At 73.6% G+C, this 17347-nt stretch carries 15 protein-coding genes and 1 pseudogene; 6 read left to right on the top strand and 10 right to left on the bottom strand.

Annotated elements, in window-relative coordinates; translation table 11 throughout:
- Positions 1-17: 17 nt before the first annotated feature.
- Both ESG85_RS27590 and ESG85_RS27585 read right to left on the bottom strand, forming a co-directional pair.
- Positions 18-1907 carry a VMAP-C domain-containing protein gene (locus ESG85_RS27590; RefSeq protein ID WP_128983877.1) on the bottom strand — a complete coding sequence of 630 codons (1890 nt, stop codon included), beginning with the start codon at positions 1905-1907 and terminating at the stop codon, positions 18-20.
- Entirely contained in the window at positions 1904-2347 is a 444-nt protein-coding gene (locus tag ESG85_RS27585) for a CU044_2847 family protein (RefSeq protein ID WP_219825220.1), read from the bottom strand. The genes ESG85_RS27590 and ESG85_RS27585 overlap by 4 nt, the downstream gene beginning before the upstream one ends.
- Before the next feature lie 88 nt (positions 2348-2435).
- On the opposite strand from ESG85_RS27585, the gene ESG85_RS27580 reads away from it, so the two are divergent.
- Complete coding sequence (locus ESG85_RS27580) at positions 2436-3149, top strand: helix-turn-helix domain-containing protein (protein ID WP_128983876.1); 714 nt, start codon at positions 2436-2438, stop codon at positions 3147-3149.
- A 4-nt stretch (positions 3150-3153) separates the two neighbouring features.
- On the opposite strand, the gene ESG85_RS27575 is transcribed toward ESG85_RS27580, so the two are convergent.
- Entirely contained in the window at positions 3154-3684 is a 531-nt protein-coding gene (locus tag ESG85_RS27575) for a VOC family protein (RefSeq protein WP_128983874.1), read from the bottom strand.
- 152 nt (positions 3685-3836) lie between these two features.
- Here ESG85_RS27575 and ESG85_RS27570 point away from each other — a divergent pair, with 152 nt between their 5' ends.
- Both ESG85_RS27570 and ESG85_RS36800 read left to right on the top strand, forming a co-directional pair.
- Positions 3837-4679, top strand: coding sequence for an SDR family NAD(P)-dependent oxidoreductase (locus tag ESG85_RS27570; protein WP_128983873.1), 843 nt, complete (start codon positions 3837-3839; stop codon positions 4677-4679).
- Positions 4680-4704: 25 nt separating this feature from the next.
- Positions 4705-4854: pseudogene (locus ESG85_RS36800) on the top strand (ribosome small subunit-dependent GTPase A); the annotation flags it as partial.
- Between the two features lie 77 nt (positions 4855-4931).
- On the opposite strand, the gene ESG85_RS27560 reads toward ESG85_RS36800, so the two are convergent.
- The 4 genes from ESG85_RS27560 to ESG85_RS27550 are packed head-to-tail and all read right to left on the bottom strand — an operon-like array spanning position 4932 to position 7395.
- The gene (locus tag ESG85_RS27560; protein WP_128983871.1) at positions 4932-5417 is read right to left on the bottom strand and encodes a hypothetical protein; all 486 of its coding nucleotides are present in this window, start codon (positions 5415-5417) and stop codon (positions 4932-4934) included.
- 44 nt (positions 5418-5461) lie between these two features.
- Positions 5462-5779 (bottom strand): hypothetical protein, encoded by a 318-nt coding sequence (locus ESG85_RS36310; protein WP_246095324.1) that lies wholly within the window; start codon positions 5777-5779, stop codon positions 5462-5464.
- Between the two features lie 21 nt (positions 5780-5800).
- On the bottom strand, positions 5801-6907 hold the full coding sequence (locus tag ESG85_RS27555) for a hypothetical protein (protein ID WP_246095323.1): 1107 nt from the start codon (positions 6905-6907) through the stop codon (positions 5801-5803).
- A 14-nt stretch (positions 6908-6921) separates the two neighbouring features.
- The gene (locus tag ESG85_RS27550) at positions 6922-7395 is read right to left on the bottom strand and encodes a hypothetical protein (RefSeq protein WP_128983869.1); all 474 of its coding nucleotides are present in this window, start codon (positions 7393-7395) and stop codon (positions 6922-6924) included.
- A 435-nt stretch (positions 7396-7830) separates the two neighbouring features.
- Between ESG85_RS27550 and rsgA the strand changes: the two genes are divergently transcribed.
- Both rsgA and ESG85_RS27540 read left to right on the top strand, forming a co-directional pair.
- Positions 7831-8997: a ribosome small subunit-dependent GTPase A gene (gene rsgA, locus ESG85_RS27545; RefSeq protein WP_128983867.1), complete on the top strand. Its 1167-nt coding sequence runs from the start codon at positions 7831-7833 to the stop codon at positions 8995-8997.
- A 196-nt stretch (positions 8998-9193) separates the two neighbouring features.
- Positions 9194-10747: a DNA-3-methyladenine glycosylase 2 family protein gene (locus ESG85_RS27540; protein ID WP_246095322.1), complete on the top strand. Its 1554-nt coding sequence runs from the start codon at positions 9194-9196 to the stop codon at positions 10745-10747.
- Positions 10748-10854: 107 nt separating this feature from the next.
- Here the strand turns inward: ESG85_RS27540 and ESG85_RS27535 are convergent, their stop codons facing one another.
- From ESG85_RS27535 to ESG85_RS27525, 3 genes are all read right to left on the bottom strand, one after another.
- Positions 10855-11337 (bottom strand): DUF456 domain-containing protein, encoded by a 483-nt coding sequence (locus tag ESG85_RS27535; protein ID WP_128983865.1) that lies wholly within the window; start codon positions 11335-11337, stop codon positions 10855-10857.
- 171 nt (positions 11338-11508) lie between these two features.
- Positions 11509-11946 (bottom strand): hypothetical protein, encoded by a 438-nt coding sequence (locus tag ESG85_RS27530; RefSeq protein WP_128983863.1) that lies wholly within the window; start codon positions 11944-11946, stop codon positions 11509-11511.
- A gap of 94 nt (positions 11947-12040) precedes the next feature.
- Complete coding sequence (locus tag ESG85_RS27525; RefSeq protein ID WP_128983862.1) at positions 12041-13024, bottom strand: helix-turn-helix transcriptional regulator; 984 nt, start codon at positions 13022-13024, stop codon at positions 12041-12043.
- Positions 13025-13258: 234 nt separating this feature from the next.
- Between ESG85_RS27525 and ESG85_RS27520 the strand changes: the two genes are divergently transcribed.
- Entirely contained in the window at positions 13259-17050 is a 3792-nt protein-coding gene (locus ESG85_RS27520) for a S8 family peptidase (protein WP_128983860.1), read from the top strand.
- Positions 17051-17347 lie beyond the last annotated feature (297 nt).

Raw genomic sequence — 17347 nt, 5'->3', positions numbered from 1 at the left:
GGGGTGGGGGCGGGGGTTCAGCCGACGGGCGAGTGGCTCAGCGGGCGGACATCGGGGAACCGGCGCGGGTCCTCCCAGACGAGCGACACCTGCGCCGCCCAGTGCGGCTCCGGCCCCTCGTGCAGGAAGGCCTCCTTGCGCAACCGGAAGACGACGTCCGGGAGTTCGCCCGGAGGCAGCCGTGAGATCCGCTCCGCGATCCGGTCCAGGAAGCCGCTGCCCGCACAGCTCCCCGTGCACGGACCGCCCGGCGGGCAGCCGTTGCGCGGCCACAGCACGATCGGCGCGGGCGCGTCCAGCGCGGCCCCGTACAGCGTGCGTTCCCTGGACGCCGTCGGCGGCCGGGAGAAGCCCACCGGGCCCCGCACGTCCTGGAGGCGGACCGAGAGCTGCGCCGCGCCCTGGGAAGTGGAGCAGGCGACCCGGTGCAGCGGCGAGCCGTCCAGCCGGTCCAGTTCCTCCCACACCCGCCTCAGCGCGAACTGCTGGCGGCCCTTCGACCGGCGGTCGTGGTCGAGCACCACCAGCGGCGAACTGCAGCCGAGCGGCGGCTCCTTGCCGCGCCTGCGGGTCCACTGGTCGACGTCCTTGTTCAGCCAGGAGCGGGGCAGCGCGAACGCGATGAGCGGACGGCCGTCGGTGATCTCCTCGTACGCCTCGTCGATCCGGTCGAGGACCCAGCCGCGCAACCGCCCGGCCGTGAGGCGCCGTTCGCTCACGAGCACCCGGGTCCCGCCGCGGTACACGGACACCTCGGCGATCACCGCCCCGCCGTCGGCACCGCTGCGCCGCACCTCGACCAGGATCGGCGCCCAGGGCAGCGGGGCCCCGGAGCCACCCGAAGCGGCGGTGCCCCGGACCCGGGCGCCGTCCCGGGCGCGGCCCCCGCCGTCGTCCGGAGACGCCGTTCCGTGCCGGGGCTCGCCGTCGCAGGGGAGGAGCGCCTGCGCCGGCACCCCACGGCGGGCCCGGTGCCCGTCCGGGGCCGGGGCGTCATGACGGGCGCGGTGCTCACGCGCCCACGCGCGGAAGGCACGCCGCAGCTCCTCGTCGGCCACCTGGTCGGCGATGCGGACGGCCAGATCGGCGAGCGGCACGAGGCCGCCGGCCGGCGGGACCTCGGTCAGCAGATGCCACACGCCCTGCCAGAGGCCGGCCGGCCGGATCGCCGGGAGGGCGAGGCCCCGGGCGGCCGCCACAGCGAGCAGCAGCCGCTCCATCGGCACCGGCAGCGGCCCGGTGCGCTCGGCCAGCTCCACGAGTTCCCGCAGCCGGCGCTTCTCGCCGGCCGAGCAGCCCGGTGTCGGCACCAGCTCGGCGAGGGCCGGCACGTGCCGGGCCAGCACCCGTGCGGGGATGATCCGCGCGTTGCGGACCACCGGGTCGTACGAGGCGACCATGCCGACGACCGTCCCGTCGGCCGCCCGCATCGCGGCGGAGCCGCTGAAGCCGTACGAGGGCTCCTGGCCGTGCCCCGACCAGTACTCGGCCTGGTTCCACTCGTCGTGGATCAGCTGCCGGGCCGCCGTCACCCGCAGCTCGGTCTGGGCGCCCTCCCAGCCGTAGCCGTCCGGGAAGCCGTACGCCACCAGCCGCGGGGGCTCGCGGACCTCCCGTACGCCGTCGGGCTCGGCGAACGAGACCGGCGGGACGGCCACCGGCCGGTCGAGCGCCAGCACCGCCACGTCACCCGTGTCCGTCGCCTGGCCGCCCCACGGCCCGCGCGCCGCGACCCGCGCCGCGAGCTCGCCGAGGCCCTGCGCGCCGGGGAACCGGAGGGTGACCCGGTCGACGTCCTGCACCACATGCGCGCAGGTCAGGGCGGTGCCGGCGGAGACCAGGAATCCGGCGCCCAGGACCGAACCGGCGTGCTCGACGCGTACGTGCCAGGCGGGCGAGCGCGTCACCGCACGCCGGCCGGCGCGTCGTCACCCGCCCCGGCGGGCTGCTGGTGCACGGTGGCGGCCCGTTCCGGACCGGCGCCCGCCCCGGCGGCCTGCTCCCGCGTGGCGACCGTGGCCCGGGTGCCCTGGCCGTCCGGCGACCAGGAGAGCCGCACCACCAGATGGCCCTCGACCGCCGTCTTGGCGATCACGGCGCCCGCCTCGGCCGACAGCTTCACCCCGAACTCCAGCTCCACCCCGTCCGGCCGGAGCGCGCCGTCGCGGAACACCGCGAGCGCCGACTCGGCCGCCGTACGGATGCCGACGAGCGCCTCGTCCAGTGTCTGCCCGGCACGGACCAGGGAGTTGCCGCCCCGCGCCACCGGCCTGGCGCCCGGCTGCGGCCCGTCCGCCTCCACCAGCACCGCTCCGCTCCCCGTGCCGAACTCCATCAGTGTGCTCACAACGACCCCCGTGGCCCGAACAGTTGGCTGGGGCACCATTCTGTCCGACCGGCCGGCCGGTGTCAGCGAATCCGCCTACCCTGGCGGTGTGTACGAGGAACGCCCCGCCCGGCTCTCCGGAGCGGTCGTCTGGACCCGTGCGATCGGCCCGGCGGACCCGGGCAGCCGCCCGGTCCTGCCCGACGGCTGCATGGACCTGATCTGGGCGGACGGCCGGCTGCTCGTCGCGGGCCCCGACACCAGGGCGTACGTGCCCGGCAGCCCCGCCGCCCGCTACGCGGGCGTGCGCTTCGCGCCCGGCCAGGCGCCCGCCGTGCTCGGCACCGACGCGAGCGCGCTGCGCGACGAGCGCGTCGACCTGGCCGGCCTGTGGGGCGCCCGTACGGCCCGCCGGCTCGCCGACCGGATCAGCGACGCGGCCGACCCCGCCACCGCCCTGGAGTCCCTGGTGCTGCGCCGGGCCGCCGACGCGCCCGCGCCCGATCCGCTGATGCGGACCGTGGCGGCCCGGCTGCGGGCGGGCGTGTCCGTCGGCCGGGCGGCGGACGAGGTCGGGCTCGGCGTGCGGCAGCTGCACCGGCGCTCGCTCGTCGCCTTCGGCTACGGGCCGAAGACCCTGGCCCGCATCCTGCGGCTGCGACAAGCCCTCGCACTGGTGGCCGCGGGCGTGCCGTACGCGGAGGCGGCGCATCGCGCGGGCTGCGCGGACCAGGCCCACCTGGCCCGCGAGATGCGGTCGCTGACGGGCATGACGCTGACGGGGTACGCGGCACGGGCGGGATACCGCGCCCGCCCGGACTGACGGTCTACGCCTCCGCCCGGCCCGGCTCCCACGCCGGCTCCGACCCCGCGTCCGCGTACGCGTCCGTGTCCGCGTCCGTCTCCGTCTCCGCGTCCGTGTCCGTGTCCGCGTAGAGCGAGACGCCCGTACCGTCCGGGTCGAGCACCACCGCGTACCGCTGGCCCCACACGGCGTCCCAGGGCTTGAGGTGACCCCGGTGCCCGGCGGCCGTCAGGGCCTCGTAGACCGCGTCGACCCGGCCGGGGTCCGCGCAGCGGAAGGCGAGCGCGACGCGGGCGCCGCCGGCCGCCGGGCGGGTCCACGCGGGGTCGTAGGACCGGACGACGTCCTCGCTGTCCCACATCACCCGCAGGCCGCCGGGCAGGGCGACCTCCACGTGCGGAGCGTCCTCCGCGCCGGGCGGCAGGTCGAGGCCGAGCAGCCGGTAGAAGGCAAGGGAGGCGGCCATGTCGGCGGTGACCAGTCCGACGACGTCCAGCCGGGGCGCGGCGGAGGGAGCGGGAACAGGGGACGGAGTGGCGTGGTGGGTGTCCATGGCCGCACGCTAGGGGGTGTCCGTCCGAGCCGTCTTGTACGGATCGGACACGCCCCGCCGACCTCGGGTACGGGGCGCCCCAGCCTGGTGGTACCAACACCAGGCCCAGCACGCACTGCCTTCCCCGTCCCGGCGCTGACAGGCTGACCGGCATGGAACAGACAGCACAGACGGAACGGCACGAGTACCGCACCACCCTGATCACCGGTGCCACCTCCGGCATGGGGCGCGCCCTCGCCCTCGACCTCGCGGCCCGCGGCGGCACCCTGCTGCTGCACGGGCGCGACCCCGGCCGCCTCGAAGCCGTGGCCGCCGAAGCCCGGACCGCCCACCCCGGCACCACCGTCCGCACGTACCTCGCGGACCTGTCCGACCTCGACCAGGTGCACGCGCTCGCGGACCGCGTGCGGGCCGCCGAACCCCACCTCGACGGCCTGATCAACAACGCGGTCGCGGGCGGCGGTTCGCGCCCGCTGGTCCGCGAACTGACCCCGCAGGGTCATGAACTCCGCTTCGCGGTCAACCACCTGGCGCCCTACGCCCTCACCCGCGGCCTGCTGTCGCTGCTCACCGCCTCGGCCCCCGCCCGCGTCGTGAACGTGGCGTCCATCGGCCAGGAGACCATCGACCTCGACGACGTCATGCTGGAGCGGGACTACGAGGGACTGCGCGCCTACTGCCGGAGCAAACTGGCCCTGATCATGGCGACGTTCGAGCTCGCCCACGAACTGGACGGCACCGGCGTCACCGTCAACACCCTGCACCCGGCCCACCTCATGGACACCCCGGGCGTGCGCGCCTACGGACTGACTCCGGAAGTCGCCACCGAGGAAGGCGTCCGGCCGACCGTACGGCTGCTCCTCGACCCCGCGCTCGCCGGCACCACCGGCCGCTACTTCGACCGGTTCACCGACACCCGCGCCCACGAGCAGGCGTACGACACCGACGCCCGCGCCCGGCTCATGGAACTGACGGACCGGCTGATCCGCCGATAAATACGTGGCGTCCAGGGTTCCCCTTCTGCCGCGCCGCACCACGTTCGCGCGGTCCACGTCGTCCAAGCGGTCCGAGGGCCAGGTCCTCGCGACCAACGTGGACCACGCGATCATCACCGTCTCGCTCGCCGTCGAACTCGACCTCGGGCGCATCGAGCGGTTCCTCGCGCTGGCCCACCCACCCCGTACCGGTCCTCACCGAAGCCCTCTCGGTCGCGCAGGCCGCGTCGACGGACCGGAAGCGGGCGGCCGTCAGTCGGCCCCGCTGAGATAGACCCGGCTGGTGTGTGCGTCGACCTTCGTCACCGCGATCTTCAGCCAGTCCAGGTCGTCCTCGCACGGCGCGCACACCTGACCTTCACGGACCTTCGCCGACAGGTCGGGCTCGGGCAGTCCCAGGTGCGAGAACGGCGTCGACGGGTTCGTGTTGCGGGCGAGTGGCTGTTCCCGCAGGCTGAGCGGTTCTTCCGGCTTCAGCTGTGCGACGAAGTCGTCCACCTCGGCCGTGGGGAGTACGAACGCCATGATCAGACCGTCGTCCTGGAGCCCCGCCAAGTGTGCCGCCTTCGCCTCCGTCGCTGTCGCCGGCACCTGCACGTGCAGCGTCTCGGCCACCGACGCCACGGTGGCCGTGTCCATCCAGTGCGACACCTGTCCCGGGGAGCGGTCCGCCGCCGGAGTACGGTTCTCCGCCGTTCCTGAGCATCCGGCCACCAGCAGCGCGGTGAGCGCGGTCATGCTGCCGGTCAGTGCGGGATGCCACCTGCTTCGCGGCACCCTGTTCATCGGGCGTCCCCGTTCCGGCCGATGTCGGTGCGTGTGCCGTCCCGTCCGGGTTCCTTCGGGTCGGGCCAGGCGCCGCCCGACATCATGTCGTGCTGCTGCACCGAGCTGCTCCCTCTCATGTCGAACTCCCTGGCTTGTCCCGTCGTGTGCATGCGGGCCATGTCGGCGTCGGTGACCGTGGTCGGGCCGATGGGTGTGAACTTGCCTCGGTCCCAGTTGTAGCGGTCCCAGACGTTGACCTGGTAGTCGATGCTGACGTGCGGCTTGCCGTCCGGGCCCGGCACCGCGGTGACGACACCCGTGGTGTTCGTCATGGCACTGCCCACCGCGAGGTATCAGTTCGCTGTGCCGTCCGGCCCCTTGTCGTGGGTGTACCCCACCCCTGCGGTCTCCACGGGGATGGCGACGGGCTTGCCGCCCGACTGCGCGTACGCCTCAAGCGCCTGGCGGCGCCATTCATCCTCCTGCTTGGCGCGCGTCAGCGCCGATACATCGCGCAGGACCGTGTCGTTCTCGTCGCTCAGCATCCTGTCGACGTCGAGGTCGAGAGTGATGCCGGTCCCGTTCAGGTAGTGGTCCATGTGCCGGGCCGCATCCGTCTTGCCGATGAAGTCACCGCTGTTCGAGATCCCGTTGGCCTGCAACTCCTTCCAGTAGTCCCTGAAGCCTGGCGAAACGAGGTCGTACGGTCCTGCTCCGTCGTCGGCAGCCACCCGCTTCACCGACGGCGTCAACAGGCCGGCCGCCAGCAGGTCGTCCTTGTGCTGCGTCCAGAGCTGAGCCCGGGCCTCAGGACTCAGGGACGTCCACAGTCGCCGCAGCTCCCCACGCTGTTTGTCATCGGCGTCCTCTCCCAGCCCGGCGAGTTTGATCGCGCGGGGGAGCATGTCCTCGTCGAGCGACGTGTACGAGGCGTGGCCTGCGTTGGTCGGATCACCGCCGTGGCTCGCACGCAGCGCCCGTACCGCAGCCGCGTCGACCTCGGTAGCGTGGCTCAGGATCCCGGTCAGCGTGTCGGCGTACCACTGCATCAGGTCGCGCTTCTTCTGCCCGGGTCCGTCGACCTCGCAGATGAAGGCGTCCGCGATCTCTATGCTTCCGTCCTTGTGGCCGGTGACACTGAAGCCCTTCTCCTTGGCCTCGGCGGTCACGCTTCTGGCCTGCTGCTGGAGGCCCCTCAGCTCGGTGAGTGCGTCATCGAGGACACTGAAGATGCTCTGCGCTTCCTTGTGAAGGTCGTCGAACTCCTTCACTGTCTTGCCGACGAAATCCCGCGTCACGCTCGCGTTGACGCCGTCCCAACGGGCCTTGTCAGCCTTTGCCTTCATACCGTCCCGGGCATCGCCGCCGAGCCGCTGCATCTTCTGGGCCATGCTCTTCCAGTCGGCGACCGCCGTCCCCAGTTTGCCGAGGTCGACTTCCATGAGCTCGGTGTAGTGCACGAAGTGCTCCTCCCCTACGTGAAGTACTCGGCAAGGCGGGAGACGGGCACGGCCGAGCCGTCCCGGTTCCTGAGGGACGCGGCGATCTCGGCATCGTTCTCCGCGTGTGTCTTCTTCGAGTAGTCCAAGTGGTTCGAGATGTGTGCACACGCTTGAAGGACACTCTTGACCTGCGAGGTCCAGACGGACACCGTCGTCTCCAGCTCACTCCCGAGGGCGAAGTTGCTGCCCTTCAAGGCTGCTGCCGCCTGCATCGTGGAGCCGGCCCCATCCGCGCTGGCGCCGGCACCGGCGATATCGGCCTCTTTCTGTAACTGACCGTGCAGCACGAATGCCTCATGGCCTACCGCGCCGAGGTCGTCCTGGCTCACGACGAGGTCGGCTTGGTTCTTGCCTCCTGGGTCCCCTGGCACGTGGTTGAGTCGCATCGACGCTTGCTGTCGGGCGGTCACGTCCGCTTTCGCGCGGTCCCATTCATCCCATGCCATCGCACCATCGCATCACGACGCCGCGAGGTTCCCCCTCGCAGTGCGGAGTCCGTGGCGGCGCGGGATGTTGGCCGTCACTGTGGAGAACTTCCGAGGTTCACGGCGGATTTGTCAGGTGCCGGCCCGGGACGCTGTGCGACTCGCGGCGGGGCGGTGGAGCGCCCGCGGTCGATGTCGGAGGGCGAGGTCTCGGAATTAATCGGTGGTGCCGCGCCCTGGGGCGGGGCTAAGGTGTCGCGTATCCGTCCCCGAGAGGGGCGGTGTTGGTTCGTTGAGAAGAAGCAGGAGGTGAGGACATTGGTGACTGTCACGGTGACGGGCTCTGCCCGCATTCAGGAGTTCATCGTTCCCACCCCTGTGGTCTCCGGCTGACACCCACTCGACTTCCGCGCGCTCGGAGCGCGCCGCCGGGGCCACCCTTCGAAGGGTTTCCCCTTGTTCAACGCTCCGCTCCACCCGTTTTCCTCTTCCGCTGTTCAGCACCCGCTCGCCGTCTACGGCTGGGACGAGGGCTGGGAGGCCGAGTTCGCCCCGTACGCCGCCCAGGGCCTGGTCCCCGGCCGGATCGTCCGGGTCGATCGCGGTCAGTGTGATGTGGCGACCCCTGGCGGCGTCGTCCGTGCCGACACCGCGTTCGTCGTTCCCCATGACCCGATGAAGGTCGTGTGCACGGGGGACTGGGTCGCCGTCGACCCGGAGGGCGGTGATCCGCGGTACGCGCGGACGATCCTGCCTCGGCGGACGGCCTTCGTGCGGTCGACGTCGTCCAAGCGGTCCGAGGGTCAGGTGCTGGCCACTAACATCGACCACATCATCATCTGTGTGTCGCTCGCGGTCGAACTCGACCTCGGGCGGATCGAACGGTTCCTCGCGCTCGCGATGTCCAGTTCGAGCGGTGAGGCACTGCTGCGTACGTCGGCGGACTCCTGGGAGTCGGGCGCGCAGCCGCTCGTCGTGCTCAGCAAGGCGGATCTGGTGCCCGACCCCGTCGGCCTGTCCTACCTGGTCGAGGACGTCGAGACAGTCGCGCCCGGCGTCCAGGTGCTGCCCGTCAGCTCCCACACCGGCGAAGGGCTCGACGTGCTCCGCGCGGTCGCCGCAAGCGGGACCAGCGTGCTGCTCGGCGTCTCCGGCGCGGGCAAGTCGACCCTCGCGAACACCCTGCTCGGCGACGACGTCATGGACGTCCAGGCGGCGCGCGACGTGGACGGCAAGGGCCGGCACACCACCACCACCCGCAACCTGCTCGTCCTGCCCGGCGGCGGCGTGCTCATCGACACGCCCGGCCTGCGGGGCGTCGGCCTGTGGGACGCCGAGGCCGGCGTCGGCCAGGTCTTCTCCGAGATCGAGGACCTGGCCGCCGAGTGCCGGTTCCACGACTGCGCCCACGAGTCGGAGCCCGGCTGCGCCGTCGCCGCCGCCATCGACGACGGCACCCTGCCCGTGCGCCGCCTCGAGAGCTACCGCAAGCTGCTGCGCGAGAACCAGCGGCTGGTGGCCAAGACCGACGCCCGCGTCCGCGCCGAGATGCTCAAGGACTGGAAGCGCAAGGGCGCGGCGGGCCGCGCGGCGATGGAGGCGAAGCGGGGACGCGTCCGGTAGCGGGCCGGCCCGTCCCGCGGCTCGTCCGGGGTCCGCACCGCCTCCCGCCGCCAGGTCCCGACCGCCCCCAACGCCGCGCCCCGACCGCCCCCCAACGCCGCGCCCCGACCGCCCCCCCACGCCGCGCCCCGACCACCCCCACCGTCGTGTCCGAAAACCGCTAGTCCGGTGCCTCGCGCTCCCGCACACTGGAGGAATGACGGACACGGCGGCGGGGACGGCGACAGGCGCGGACACGGGCGTGGGCAGGGGCGTGGACACGGACATGGAGACGGGCGTGGACAGGGGCGTGGACACGGACACGGGGCGGGGCACGGGCTTGGGTGCCGGTGCCGGTGCCGGCCCGGGCGCGGGTGCCGCTCCGGGCGTCGGCGCGGGCGCCGCGGTGGTGGGTGCGCTGCTCGACGAGGACACCCGCTACCAGGCCGTCGCCAGCCGCGACGCCCGCTTCGACGGCGTCTTCTTCTTCGGCGTGTCCACCACCGGGATCTACTGCCGGCCCAGCTGCCCGGCCGTCACGCCCAAGCGCCGCAACGTCAGCTTCTACCCGAGCGCCGCGGCCGCCCAGGGCCACGGCTTCCGGGCCTGCCGGCGCTGCCGGCCGGACGCCGTGCCCGGCTCGGCCGAGTGGAACGTCCGCGCCGACGTCGTCGGCCGCGCCATGCGGATGATCGGCGACGGCGTCGTGGACCGCGAGGGCGTGCCCGGGCTCGCCGGGCGCCTCGGGTACAGCGCGCGGCAGGTGCAGCGGCAGCTCACCGCCGAGCTCGGCGCCGGTCCCGTCGCCCTCGCCCGCGCCCAGCGGGCGCACACCGCGCGGCTGCTGCTGCAGACCACCGGCCTGCCGGTCACCGAGATCGCCTTCGCGGCCGGATTCGCGAGCGTGCGCCAGTTCAACGACACCATCCGCGCCGTCTACGCCCGCACGCCCACCGCACTGCGCGCCGAGTCCGGCACCGGCGCGGGCCCCCGCACGGCGCTCGCCGCCGGAGTGCCGCTGCGGCTGGCGTACCGGGGGCCGTACGCGGCGGGCGAGGTGTTCGACCTGCTCGCCGCGGAGGCCCTGCCGGGCGTCGAGGAGGTCGTCGGCCCGCCCGGCGCCCGCACCTACCGGCGGACCCTCCGTCTGCCCCACGGCACCGGCATCGTCTCCGTCGACGAGCGCTCGCCCGGCCGGGGCGGCTGGCTGGAGGCCCGGATCCACCTCAACGAGCTGCGCGACCTCACCACCGCCGTGCAGCGGCTGCGCCGGCTGTTCGACCTCGACGCCGACCCGTACGCCGTCGCGGAACGCCTCGGCGCCGACCCCGGGCTCGCGCCCGAGGTCGCGGCCCGGCCGGGCGTACGGTCACCGGGCGCGGCGGACCCGGAGGAGTACGCGCTGCGGACGGTCGTCGGACCCGACGGCGCCGCCCGGCTCGTCGAGCGCCACGGCACGCCGCTGGAGACGCCCTGCGGCAGCCTCACCCACGTCTTCCCGGCGCCCTCCGCCCTGACCGGCCACCCGCTGGCCGGCCCGCTCGCCGCCGCCCTCGCGGACGGCACCGTCCGGCTCGACCCGGGCGCCGACCGCGAGGTCTCGGCGGCCGCGCTGACCGCCGTCCCCGGCGTGGGCCCGCAGGCCCGCGCCGCGATCCGGATGCGGGCCCTCGGCGACCCCGACGTGGCCCCGGACGGTTTCCCGGACCGCCGGGAGTGGCGCCCCTGGCGCTCGTACGCGACCCGCTACCTGCGGCGCGCCGCCCACTGAACGAGGCCGCGTTCCGGCAGGCCAGCAGGAAGGTCATGGGCGGGGGCCGGAGCCGGCGGGTACGGGCCGACCGGACCGCCCGGGGGAACGCTCCGGGCCGGGCCACCTCAGTCCCAGATCACCGCCCCCGCCCACGCCCCCACGATCAGCAGGCACGCGAACAGTTCCACGAGCACGCTCGTCCCCGCCGCCCGCATGACCGTGCGGGTGGCCGACTCGGCCTGGCCGTGGCCGCCGAGGCGGAGGCGTTCCGAGAGGTAGATGCCGCCCACGAAGCCGGGGATCGCGCCGAGCACCGGGATCAGGAAGAAGCCCAGGAACGCGCCCACGCCCGCGTACGCCACCATCCGGCGGGTGATGCCGACACCCCGGAAGCGCCGGGGCGGCAGCTGCCACACGACCACCTGGGTGAGCAGCAGCAGCCCGGTCGAGGAGACGAGGAGGATCCAGGCGAGGCCGGTCTGCTCGTGCAGCGACCACCACAGCATCGCCGCCCACACCAGCCACGTCCCCGGCACGCCGGGCGTCAGGACCCCGAACAGGCCGAGCAGCATCACCATCGCGATCAGCAGGAGCTGCCACACACCCATCTGCCAAGGGTGCAGGACGGGTGGTGTTCTCGCAGGTCAAGGCGGACGGGCGAGGGAGCCGTGGCGGTGGGAGCGGTCGGTGGGTGAGGTCGGTGGGGGCCGGTCGGGCGGCGAGGTGCGCGGACGTGCGGGGGACGTGCGCAGACGTGCGGGACGGTGCGGAAGCGGCGGTCAGGCGGTCGCCAGGGGCAGCGCGGCGGCCACCTGGTTGCGCGCCTTGCGGTCGATCAGCGGGAAGACGAGCTTCAGAGAGGTCTCGCTGTACGGCGAGGACAGCACGAAGGACGAGTTGAGGAACCGCTCCCTGACCTCCGAGCGGAACAGCCCCTCCCGCCGGATCGTCATCGTGTGCTCCGCCGGCTTCGCGAACACCGGGTCCGCACGGAAGACGAACAGCCGGCGGTCGGTCATCGCCAGGTACATCGGCGTCGGCGCGGGGATCACCGACACCGCGCCGCCGCTGACGATCGCCGACGCGATGCCGAACGCGGCCGTCCGGCGCACCGAGACCGTGCTCAGGTTCACCAGCGAGGTGACCTCCACCCGCTCCCCGGGCTCCAGCATCGGGGTGACGGCGGCCAGCAGGGCGCGACGGCGCCTTCCGTTCATGGGTGTTGCTCCAGAAGGGTGAGGGTTCCGGAGGGCGGAGGTCCGGAAGCGGGCGAAAAACCGGCGCTCACCCTGCCACACGCCTGCCGCCGCCTCAGCGGCGGGCCACCCATCCGCGCTCGTACGCGTGCCAGCCCAGCTGCAGCCGGGTCGTCACCCCGGTCAGTTCCATCAGGCCCTTCACCCGTCGCTGCACCGTCCGCAGGCCCAGGTCCAGCTGCTTGGCGACGCTCGCGTCCGTCATGCCGGCGAGCAACAGGCTGAGGATCTCCAGGTCCGTCGGGTCCGGGCCCTGGACCTCGTCCTCCGTGACCTGCGCGCCCGCGCCGAGCCGCAGCGGCAGGGCGTCCCGCCAGACGGACTCGAACAGGCCCATCAGCGACTCCAGGAGCCCGCTCGCGTGCACGACGAGGGCGGCGGGCTCGGCGCCGCGGCCGGTGAGCGGGACCATCGCGAGCGTGCGGTCCGCCACCACGAGCTTGGTCGGCACCCGGTCCACCACCCGGATCCGCTCGTGCCGGCCGAGCGCCGCCGACAGTTCGCCGAGGCCCGTCGGCAGGGAGAGCACCTCGCGCTCGATCACCACGCGGTAGCGCACGCCCCGCTCGGCGGCCATCGCCTCCGCCTCGTTCTCCACGCCGCTGACCGCGATCGGCTTGCCCGTCACCAGCGCGCACACCTCGTCGGTCGCGCCGAGCTGCAGCTGGAGGAAACGGTGGGTGACGGCGCTCGCGCCCGTCACCACCTCGACCAGGTCGTGCACGACGGGCTCGGCGGCCTCCGCCCGGTACTCCTGGGCCAGCAGCGCCGCCGCCATCTCCGCCTGCTCCAGCTCGTGCCGCTGCTGGGTGAGCAGCGCGCCGAGCGCCACCCCGGGCGGTGCCGCGACCCAGCGGCCGGTCCGGGCCGAGGACTGGGCCGCCAGGCCCTGCGACTCCAGGCGGCGCAGTGCCCGCTCGGTGTCGCCCTCCGGCAGGGCGAGCCGGTGGGCCAGGTCGGAGACCTCGGCCGCGCCCATGGCGACCAGCGCGCGGTAGGCGGATTCCTGCCGCTCGTCGAGCCCTATCGCTGCCAGCATCGCTGCCCCACCCCTCACGCGGACGTCCCCGGACGACCCGGGACATTTCCCGGAGCCTCGGCGGACGCGATCGTTCCGTTCGTGCTCTGGCGGGAATCGGCCACGGCGCATTCCCGCCGCGCCCATCCTGCCTGCACCACCCTCACCTCTGCCAATGTGGCGCCACCGCAGCACCAACAGCCTCCGGACATGGCCACCTTGTGCCCTCGTGCCCGGATTCAGATGGGGAGAGCGATGCGCCCGATTTCGCGTACGGCCCTGGGGGCGGCGACCGCCGCCGTCCTGGCCGTCACCGCGGTCGCGGCGTCCGCGGCCGCCGCGCCGCAGGACGACCCGGCCACCGGCAAGCGACCACTGGTCGGCAGCCAGGCCGCCGACCGCACCGGTCAGCGACCCGCCACCGTCACGCTCGTGACCGGCGACCGCGTCCTGGTGACCCGCGACGCCGAGGGCAACCCGGCGGCGGCGGCGCTGCCCCGAGAGGACGGCACCGTGCCCTTCGTGCAGACCCGGCGCTCCGGCCAGGACCTGTACGTGTACCCCGAGGGCGCCACCGCGGCCCTCGCCGCCGGACGGGTCGACGAGGAGCTCTTCAACGTCACCGGACTGATCCGCCAGGGCTACGACGACGCCCGCTCGACCAGCCTGCCGCTCATCGCCGTCTACGGCGCCGACCTCGCCACCGCACGCAGCGCGCCGCCCGCCCCGCGCGGCGCCACCCGCGGTCAGGTCCTCGAGACCGTCGACGCGGTCGCCCTGAAGGCCGACAAGAAGCAGGCCGCCCGCTTCTGGGCCGACGCGACCGGTCCCGCCGCCCGCACCACCGCGGCCGGCGGCGGCCTGAAGAAGCTGTGGCTCGACCGCAAGGTCCAGGCCACCCTGGAGCGCTCCACCGCGCAGGTCCACGCGCCCGAGGCCTGGGCCGCCGGCTACGACGGCACCGGCACCAAGGTCGCCGTCCTCGACACCGGCGCCGACGCCGAGCACCCCGACCTCAAGGGCCGGATCGTCGCCCAGGAGAACTTCACCGACTCCGACACCGCCGGCGACCGCCAGGGCCACGGCACCCACACCCTCTCCACCGTCGGCGGCTCCGGCGCCGCGAGCGGCGGCAAGAAGAAGGGCGTCGCGCCCGGCGCCGCCCTCCTCAACGGCAAGGTCCTCAACGACTCCGGCTCCGGCGCCACTTCGTGGATCATCGCCGGCATGGAGTGGGCCGTCGCCCAGGGCGCCGACGTCGTCTCCATGAGCCTCGGCAACCCCGCCGAGACCGACTGCACCGACCCGATGAGCGTCGCCGCCGAACAACTCGCCCAGAGCGAGGGCACGTTGTTCGTCATCGCCGCCGGGAACTCGGGACCCGGCAACAACACCGTCTCCTCGCCCGGCTGCGCGCCGAGCGTCCTCACCGTCGGCGCCACCGACCGCGACGACTCCACCGCGTACTTCTCCAGCCGCGGACCCACCGCGAACGGCGCCCACACCCTCAAGCCCGAGATCGCCGCACCCGGCGTCGGCATCTCGGCCGCCGCGGCCGGCGGCCGGGGCCCGTACGCCTACCAGGCGATGTCCGGCACCTCCATGGCCACCCCGCACGTCGCGGGCGCCGCCGCCGTCGTCAAGCAGCGCCACCCCGACTGGACCGCCCAGCAGATCAAGGCGGCGCTCGTCGCCTCCGCCGACAGCGGCGTCCCCGGCGACGTCCGCGAGACCGGCGCCGGCCGGCTCGACGTCAAGGCCGCGACCGACCAGACCGTGCTCGGCGCCGCGGCCGTCCAGGGCGGCACCTTCGCCTGGCCGCAGGACCGGACCGACCGCACCACCGTCGCCGTCCCCTACACCAACACCGGCGGCGAGCCCGTCACCCTCTCCCTCGCCGTCGAGAAGGTCACCGGCAACGACGGCTCCGCCGTCCGCTCCGCCGTCGCCCGGCTCGGCGAGCGCACCGTGACCGTCCCGGCCGGCGCCACCGTCGAGGTCCCCCTCGCCGTCGACCCGACCGCCCGCCTGGAGCGCGCCCAGTACGGCGACGTCACCGGCCGGATCGTCGCCACCGGCACCGCAGGCGGTGCGAAGATCCACGTCTCCACCCCGTTCGCGCTCCACGTCGAGCCCGAAACGGTCACCCTGCGCGTGAAGCTGATCGACCGTCAGGGCAAGCCGGCCTCCGGGGCCTCCTCCCTCGACGTCATCGGCACCGACGACTCCACCGGCGAACGCCGCTTCAACGAGGGCTCCGCCGACCAGGTCTACCGCCTGCGCACCGGCAGCTACTTCCTCTCCTCCTTCGTCACCACGCCCGACGCGGGCGAGAACGCCACGCTCAACGACTCGGTGAGCTACCTGGCCCGGCCGCAGCTGGAGCTGAAGAAGGACACCACCGTCGTCCTCGACGCCCGCCAGGCCCACGAACTGTCCGTGCGCACCGACAGGCCCTCCGAACTCCGCGGCGCCACCCTCGCGTTCGCCCGCTCCTGGGACGACACCTGGCTGCACGCCGGCACCGCGTCCGGCCCGCGCACCATCCGCCACTACTACGCCTCCGTCGAAGGCCGCGCCACCGACGGCGACTTCGAGTTCGGCAGCTACTGGCGCGCCGCCGCCCCGCAGATCGGCGAGCTGAGGACCGGCGACGGACTCGCCCTGCATCCGCTCACCGCCTCCACCGGCTCCGACAACCTCGACGGCACCGGCTCCGCCCGGCTCGTCGACGCCGGCACCGGCACCCCGGAGGAGCTCGCGGCCGCGGGAGTGAAGGGCCGGATCGCCCTGGTCCGCCTGCCCGACGACAGCACCGCCGCGTCCGCCGTCGCCCGCGACGCCAGGACCGCGGGCGCCGTCGCCGTCCTCGCGCACCACCAGGCCGCCGGTCGCTGGTACCCGAGCGGAGGCTTCACCGGCCCCGGCTTCCCGGTCCTCGCCGTGCCCGCCGCCGAGGCCGCGCAGCTCACCGACCGGCTCGCGGCCGGCGAGGTCACCCTCTCCTGGCGGGCCACCGCGAAGAGCCCGTACCTCTACAACCTCGCCTTCCCCGAGACCCGCCCCGTCGTCCACGCGAAGCACTACCGCGTTCGCGACGCACAGCTGGGCCGCACGGAGTCGACGTACCACTCCATGGGCGTCACCGCCGACTTCGTCGACAGCCCCGCCGCCTACCGCCCGAACGGCACCGGAGTCTTCTTCGGCCCCCTCGAGACCGTCCCCGCGCCCGGCACCCGCACCGAGTACTACACGCCCGGCGACACCGCCTGGGAGCAGGTCCTGTCGTCCGGCTTCCCGTTCGGCGAGTACATGATCGGCTCCCGCCACGCCTACGGCCCCGGCGAGCGCCGCACCGAGAGCTGGTACGACGGAGTCGTCGCCCCGACGGCCCCGCGCGACGCCACCGGCCGACCGGTCCTCGTCGCCGAGCGCCAGGGCGACCTCATAGGATTCGCCGACGCCATGTGGGGCGACAACACCCACCACGCCGAGCCGGGTTCCTTCGGTGACATCGGCAACCTGCGCCTCAGCAGGAACGGCGAGCTCATCGCCGAGACCGGCTGGCCGTTCGGGGTCTTCGAGGTGCCGGCCGAGTCCGGCACGTACACGCTCGAACAGAACACCATGAAGATCGGCAGCAAGGTGTGGGCGCGCTCCACATCCGTCAACTCGGTATGGAAATTCACCTCCGAGCGTGACGAGAACGTCTATTCTCAGGGCATCCCGATTCTGTTCCCCCGGTACGACCTTCCGGAGGACGGACTCAAGACCCTCGCGGCGACCGACGGCCAGCACATCGGCCTCGGCGTGACGGGTCACGCGGGCTACACGCCCGCCGCGCTCACCTCGGCCCGCCTGTCCTACTCCTACGACGGCGGCACGACCTGGACCGAAGCACCGGTCACCCACCAGGGCGACGCCTGGACCGCGACCGTGAACCACGCGGGCGCGACCGGCAAGCAGGTCACCCTGAAGACCGAACTGACGGACGCCCACGGCAACTCCGTCACCCAGACCGTGGTCCGCGCTTACGACGTGCGCTGACCACGCCGGTCCGCCGGGCGTCCTTCCCGTGGGGGGTGGGGCCGCCCGGCGGACCACCCTTCCAGGACCACCCTTTTGTCGTAACGCTTTTGCCGATGTCCCGTTTTCCGACGCCCTGTGCGGTGGACAATAAGGGCATGACTCAGCAGGGGGACACCAACTGGTGGGACAAGCTGTACGACGCATCGGCCGAGGACACCACGCCCGCGCCGACGCCGGACAGCCTCGACGAGCGCTACGACTCCGCCGCGGCGACCACGACCGACCTCCCGGCCCCGCCGCCCGAGGCCCCGCCGG

Origin of the sequence: Streptomyces roseicoloratus (assembly GCF_004117935.1) — a bacterium.
Taxonomy (GTDB): Bacteria; Actinomycetota; Actinomycetes; order Streptomycetales; family Streptomycetaceae; genus Streptomyces; species Streptomyces roseicoloratus.
Note: the sequence above shows the minus strand (reverse complement) of the source record. Positions and strands in the feature narration are given on the sequence as shown.

What these genes read in the sequence shown, in the direction of transcription:
- ESG85_RS27530 (WP_128983863.1), bottom strand. Translation starts at nt 11,946, where the DNA reads ATGAACGGAAGGCGCCGTCGCGCCCTGCTGGCCGCCGTCACCCCGATG.
- ESG85_RS27535 (WP_128983865.1), bottom strand. Translation starts at nt 11,337, where the DNA reads ATGGGTGTGTGGCAGCTCCTGCTGATCGCGATGGTGATGCTGCTCGGC.
- ESG85_RS27540 (WP_246095322.1), top strand. Translation starts at nt 9,194, where the DNA reads ATGACGGACACGGCGGCGGGGACGGCGACAGGCGCGGACACGGGCGTG.
- ESG85_RS36310 (WP_246095324.1), bottom strand. Translation starts at nt 5,779, where the DNA reads ATGACGAACACCACGGGTGTCGTCACCGCGGTGCCGGGCCCGGACGGC.
- ESG85_RS27575 (WP_128983874.1), bottom strand. Translation starts at nt 3,684, where the DNA reads ATGGACACCCACCACGCCACTCCGTCCCCTGTTCCCGCTCCCTCCGCC.
- ESG85_RS27560 (WP_128983871.1), bottom strand. Translation starts at nt 5,417, where the DNA reads ATGACCGCGCTCACCGCGCTGCTGGTGGCCGGATGCTCAGGAACGGCG.
- ESG85_RS27525 (WP_128983862.1), bottom strand. Translation starts at nt 13,024, where the DNA reads ATGCTGGCAGCGATAGGGCTCGACGAGCGGCAGGAATCCGCCTACCGC.
- ESG85_RS27520 (WP_128983860.1), top strand. Translation starts at nt 13,259, where the DNA reads ATGCGCCCGATTTCGCGTACGGCCCTGGGGGCGGCGACCGCCGCCGTC.
- ESG85_RS27550 (WP_128983869.1), bottom strand. Translation starts at nt 7,395, where the DNA reads ATGGCATGGGATGAATGGGACCGCGCGAAAGCGGACGTGACCGCCCGA.
- ESG85_RS27570 (WP_128983873.1), top strand. Translation starts at nt 3,837, where the DNA reads ATGGAACAGACAGCACAGACGGAACGGCACGAGTACCGCACCACCCTG.